This window comes from Nostoc sp. KVJ20 (genome assembly GCF_001712795.1).
Lineage (GTDB): Bacteria > Cyanobacteriota > Cyanobacteriia > Cyanobacteriales > Nostocaceae > Nostoc.
The window spans coordinates 1-6,166 of the sequence record NZ_KV757601.1; the positions used below are offsets into that span (position 1 = coordinate 1).

The 6,166-nt window shown below is 38.7% G+C and carries 1 protein-coding gene and 1 pseudogene; both read right to left on the reverse strand.

Annotated features, from left to right (window positions below):
• Positions 1–128: 128 nt before the first annotated feature.
• A pseudogene (locus tag A4S05_RS43230) lies at positions 129–695 on the reverse strand (hypothetical protein); the annotation flags it as partial.
• Between the two features lie 2,838 nt (positions 696–3,533).
• Positions 3,534–6,023, reverse strand: a complete 2,490-nt coding sequence (locus A4S05_RS11680) for an MASE1 domain-containing protein (RefSeq protein ID WP_256090942.1) — start codon at positions 6,021–6,023, stop codon at positions 3,534–3,536.
• Positions 6,024–6,166: the final 143 nt, after the last annotated feature.

Sequence of the window (6,166 nt, forward strand, 5' to 3'; positions counted from 1 at the left end):
TGTCCTGGCGATTGAAATACGTAGAAACAGTTTTCAACCCAGTCAATAAAGAAATACGTTTACATTTTTATAAGCTAGAAGGTATTGAGTGAGGTCGAGGGGAAGATAATACTTCCCCTCGACCTCACTCAATACCGCTTAGGCTCAAGTTGTGCTTGCGAAGTTCTTCTTACCCAAGGGGTAAACCGACTAGGATGAACACATTCAGCACCATTCAGTTCGTCTTTAAGGTTACTGGCAAAGACCTCAAACATCTCAACCAGAGCTTGGCGATCGGTTAAGCAACCTTGAAGGGCAATAAGTTGTTCGAGAGTCCAATTATAAAGTTGGGTATCTCCCTGCTCAACACGTAAATATAATTGGCTCTCAAACTGTCCTAAACGGGCGTAGAAGTTCTCCACCTCAGCTTTGATTGACTGCATATCAATGTAGAACTGCTGTTTTTTGATATCTGATAAAATCGTCGTTTTGAGAGACTCCGTGAAGTTTTGGTTAATCTCATTATTAACGAGGGTAAATACTTCATTGCGGAAGTTGACAATTTTATGGTCTAAGTTGACATTGATGCGATTATCAAGCTCGTTGACGACATTATTAACGACTAACTGAACATTGTTACCTGTAGATTGGTTAACAACAGACTGGATACGTTGATCGAAATCAGCTTCAATCTGTTGGACTACCAGGCTCTTAATNNGGTTAACTACATTATCAATACGTTGCTCAACGTAGGTTTGCATTTGCTGAATCACCAGATTTTTAACATTCTGGGTTTGATCAGAAATTTTCAGGCTCACGACACTATCAACACGCTGATCGATGTCATTTTGTNNATGTCATTTTGTATCTGCTGAATTACTTGATTGCTGATTTGTTGAGCTTGATTAGAAATTTTGACATTAACTGCATTATCAATTCGCTGGTCAATGTCATTTGACATCTGGTTAATGACTTGAGTGTTAATCTCTTGAGATTGATTAGCAATTTTGACATTAACAACGTTTTCAATGCGTTGCTCCAGTTCTGTTTGCATTTGCTGAACGACTGAAGTCTTAATTTCTTGAGCTTGATTAGTAATTTTCAGATTAACGACAGACTCAACACGCTCATTGAGTTCTGTTTGTATCTGTTGAATTACTAAGTTTTTAACTTCTTGGGTTTGTTCAGTAATTGCCAGATGAACCTGGTCATTAACTATTCTGGGAATTCTGGTAATAAACAAGTCATTGAGATTTTTATTAAAGTAACTAGACCAACCTTGGAAGCTTTGGTTAAAATTTACCTCAGTTTGTTGTATGAGAGTCTTCATCATGAACTCAAGCCGTGCTACCTGCATGGCAAGTGTCTTAGCTTGGCTTTGATAGCTTTTGAGTATCGATTTTTCAAGACCTTCCCAGTAGGCTTGTTTATTTTCGTCTTTTTGAGCCGTTACGCTTACTGAGCTTTCGAGCATGGCTGCCATCTCTTGCCACATTCGCTCCATCTGATCTTGATCGAAACTGAAGCTGAAATCATTCTCACCGCTGAAGCTACCTCCTCCAGTGCTAGTTTCACCACCAGCGCTTACAGTAGTGACATTGCTTTCTTTAACATTACCGTCTGGCACTCCTGTTACTGGCGGGTTNNAGCTTTCGTCTACTACAGTCTTACTCACTGTGTTAATTTCTAGAACGACTTGTCCTTTGTTATCTTCTTTGTAGGTATCAAAGAAAAATCCTAAAATAGTAGTTTTTTCTTTGACTTCTAAAATGAATTCCTCTTGTAATCCGTTGAGCGAACACCAAGTTTCTTTAACTTCAAGACCAGTAAGATTAGAAACAAATTTTCCATCTTTAATCCATAGTAAAGCCCAAGGTTCTAATTGGAATTTTTGCTCAGAAGACCAATAAGTTGCGTTGCTTTCACGAATTTTGAGCTTGTAATTACCTGGTTCCAATTCAATAAAATTAGAATTTGGTTGCTTCAGCTTAGATAGAACTTTTTCATTAAGAACATNNCAGTTATTTTTACTAGCAACTGTTAGAGTTTGAGGATTAAAATGTGGTTTATTGCTGCTAATTAAAAGCTTAACCGCTCCTTTATTATCACTATTATTTACATCAAAAAACAAGGCACAGATAACAGCTTTCTCTTTGACTTCCAACTGTAACGTCTTGTTATATCCGTTTAAAGTTGTCCAAGTTGCACCTGTTTCAGCGCCTGTGTTTTTGTTGATAAATGTACTACCATCAACCCCATATATCCAAAGTACAACCAAAGGTTCGCCTTCAGTTTCGCTTTGAGCATAACTATAGCGACCACTGGTAATTTTTATATCAAAAGTCCCTTTCTCTAAAGTAAAAGAGCTAGCAACATCTTGTTGCAGGTGGTTCATTGCATTAGCGTCAATAACGTAACAATTGTTTTTGGTGTCAATCGTTAAAAGTTTCATTTTTTCTCTGTGAGTTTTAGCATTTTGAGAAGTTTTAGGTTGGACTACAAACTCAATGTTGCTGGGGTAAACTAAAAGTGATATCGGGATTTAAACAAAACCGAATGTAAAAAAACTGGGCGCTATTGATTATTGCTAAATGAACAAAATTAATGAATCAAATGAGTTTGTATAACTAAAATTTTATTCCTAAATCTTACTAATAATTGACGGTTATTTCTCAGTTTTTATCTCTTTTTTCGCTCTTTATGGAAGAAGTTTGTTGGAGTTCCTATGCTCCTGTGAAATTCTCCTTTGATTAAAATACAGTTTTAAGACACCCCACAAATATAAGCAGCCTAATAATCAAGACAATTACTCCATATAGTATTTNTACACTAAAAAAACAGCGAAGTATTTTGATTTCTTCTCAGCTATACTTGATTGCATATCAATCTGTTGGAAAGCTAATAGCAAAGTCTCTAATAAATTTACTTCCTTCACACTCAAAATCAGTCATCAATTAAGCAACAAGATACAACATCATTCTTGCCATACTCAATCTATAATCTATGAATTGTATCGTAAGCTTTGCTTGTCTTTGTGGATTACCTTGATTAAAAAAAACACTTTAAATAAAACCATCTCTCTTATGGCAGAGGTTTTCACTTGAGCGCATACTTCTTATGGGGTGATGGCAATAACTTACAAGCATTTCAGACTCTAAAAACTAGAGAGGTTCAAATGGTACGATTTGGCGTAAATAGAAGGTTCGTGCAACCAGGGAAATCTAGTATGATGTCACGCTTGTCAACTCCATTTGAGGGCTTTCAAGCAATAGGATGTGTTAATTATTGCTTATAAGCTATCAGTGCTTTTTCACCCCTGTAATTTGCAGTTAACCAGTTTTATTGAGACAAAAACTGAACTCCATCTGAATCTGGTGGGTCTGGAAAGGACAATTCTTTATTTAGTCACAAGTAAGATTGCTTAATTTACTTCAACTCAAAAAAGCGGACGTATTGATTAATTGATAACATCTGATATTGCTTGAAATAATCTCTCTGTTTCTACAGGCTTAACTAAGTGCATTTGGAATCCGGCAGCTAATGCTTGTTTTTGGTTAATTTCTCCAGCATAGCATAGCTCGAATTAATCGCATCAGCATATAACCATCTATTCCTGGCATACCAATATCACTCAATAGTAAATCTACTTGAGTTTTGGCTAAGATTTCTAAAGCCTCACCTGCTGATGCAACCGCTGTCACTTTTGCTCCAGATTGTGCCAATATGTAGGTGAGAAATTCACCTGTATCTACATCATCATCTACCACTAATATATGCAACCCTGGCAAACTTAAAGCATTATTGCATTGTCGGATTTTTGGTATTATTTGGGGACTATCAGGCATGAATGGTAATCTGACTGTAAATGTTGCCCCCATGCCTTCTCCTGCACTGTCTACTTTCACAATACCACCATGTAATTCTGTCAGATGCTTAACAATAGCTAGCCCTAAACCTAGCCCTCCAAATTGTCTTGTGGTTGTGCCATCTGCTTGACGGAAATAATCAAATACATAGGGGAGAAATTCTGGGCTAATGCCTTTACCATTATCTTGAACTTGAACTTGGGCATAGCTATTAACTTGTTCTAATATGATTTTTATCTTTCCGGCTGAGGGAGTGAATTTAACGGCATTAGAAAGCAGGTTCCAGATAATTTGCTGTAAACGACCTGCATCACCTGCAACCATGCTGATATTATGGTCTAGTACAGTTTCCAGACTAATGTTCTTAGCTTCAATTGCTAGTCTTACAGTTTCCTTGGCTTCTTCAATAGTATTAGCTAAATTTACAGGCTGCATATTTAAAGCCATTTTCCCCTGTTGGATGCGGGAGACATCTAATAAGTCATCAATTAGTTGAATTTGTAATTTAGCATTGCGCTCAATAGTTTCTATTCCCCGTATTTTTATAGCTTCTTCCAAATTATTCTTTTTCAGCAGCGTTGCCCAACCCAAAATTGGGTTCAGGGGAGTACGCAATTCATGAGAAAGAACTGCTAAGAATTCATCTTTTAAACGATTGGCTTTTTCTGCTTCACTTCTAGCAATCTGCTCACGCATGAGCAGATATTCACGTTCTTGTTCTACGTGTTTGCGTTCAGTGATATCTCTAAAAAATATCCCCAGTCCATCTTCAGCAGGGTAGGCGTGAATTTCCAGCCATATATCCCACGGTGCGTATAATGCGTGAAAATGAACGGGGATATTTTCTAAGAGCGATCGCTGATATTCTCGCTCAAACTCTGTACCTCTAGCCCCAGTCCACTGTGACCAGTAGTTTTTACCAATCAAGTCTGCTGGTGCTAAATTATGAATTTTTGCCGCTTGGTGATTAGCATAGGTAATCTCCCAATTTCGATTCACGGCAATAAAAGCATCAGTCATGCTTGACAAAATATTACTCAAACGACTGCGGAGGGCTTGTTCGCGCTTGAGTAATTCATCTTTTTCTTGGTGGGATTCTTCTAAAGAAGTATTGGTTTGCGCCAGTGATTTATTGAGTTGGATAAGTTGTTCTGATAATTCAGCACGGGCCTGATATTCCCCCAGTCTGACTCTTTCTACTGCTAACTCTACTTGAATTTTTGACCGTTCTGTAATGGCAATGCCCACTAATAAACTAACAATACACTGTACCAATAAACTAAACTTGTGAACGTGCAGTACTTCCGCCTCTAAGGGAAACGTGGACAAGGATATAGCGCTGGGGTATGCAACTAGATAGGAAAACAACGTCACCAGTACGCAAAAACTGGAGGTTAACATCCCACAGGTGACACCAAAGCGAGTTGCTGCCCAAATTACAGGCACAAAACTCAAAAAAGATAATTGCTGAAATCTAAAGCCATTGTGATTAGTTTCGGCAACAGTGATGGTTGCTATTACTACACAAAGCAGTATTATAGTGCTGAATTCTAGTAGAAAGCGACGAGAACGTGGAAAAATGGACGGGTCTAATGAAGAGTTTAATGGTTCAGCACTTAATAACCAGCCCTGAGACTGGAGATAAGGGGTGATGACTAACAAGGCAGTAGGTGCAATAGCCATGACTCCCATTGCATTGCCTAACCACCAATGGGGAATATTAGTACTTAAGCTGCTAATAGGAATTTTACCTATTGCGAAAAAAGTTAAGTTACCAATGATCGCCAAGGTACCACTGGCAATCAGAGGTACACTGACAATAAAAACGGCAGCATCTTTGAGGGTATTTAGTGTTCGAGAACCTCTCCAAAAACGACGGTAAAGCAACCAAGCAACTAGAGGTTCTATCATATCCGCCAAAGCACTTAATCGCTCCCAACCATGAAACCCCCAAGCCGGGGACATCAAAAAAGATGCTAGTCCGGTGAGAATAATACCAAAAGGGCCAAACCAGAAAGTTAAGGCGATCGCTACCCCTGATGGGGGGAACCACAGCGAGACTCCAGGCTGAATGCGGTAAATCAATGCCATCCCATGACCGATGATCAGGGCAAGTAAGCCCAACAGTGAAATCATCACCCATCGACGCATGGTGGCAATTTTCCTGGAGTCTATCATGCGTTGCTCCCATCAAGGTGTATTGAAAACACTAACCATACTATTGTGATCGCTTTTAAAGAAAACCGAAACGCGACAGAAAATCTGTCTATGAAGAAGCGCCAGCTTCAGCCACCGCAGATCCTACATCTGGTTTTACCTCC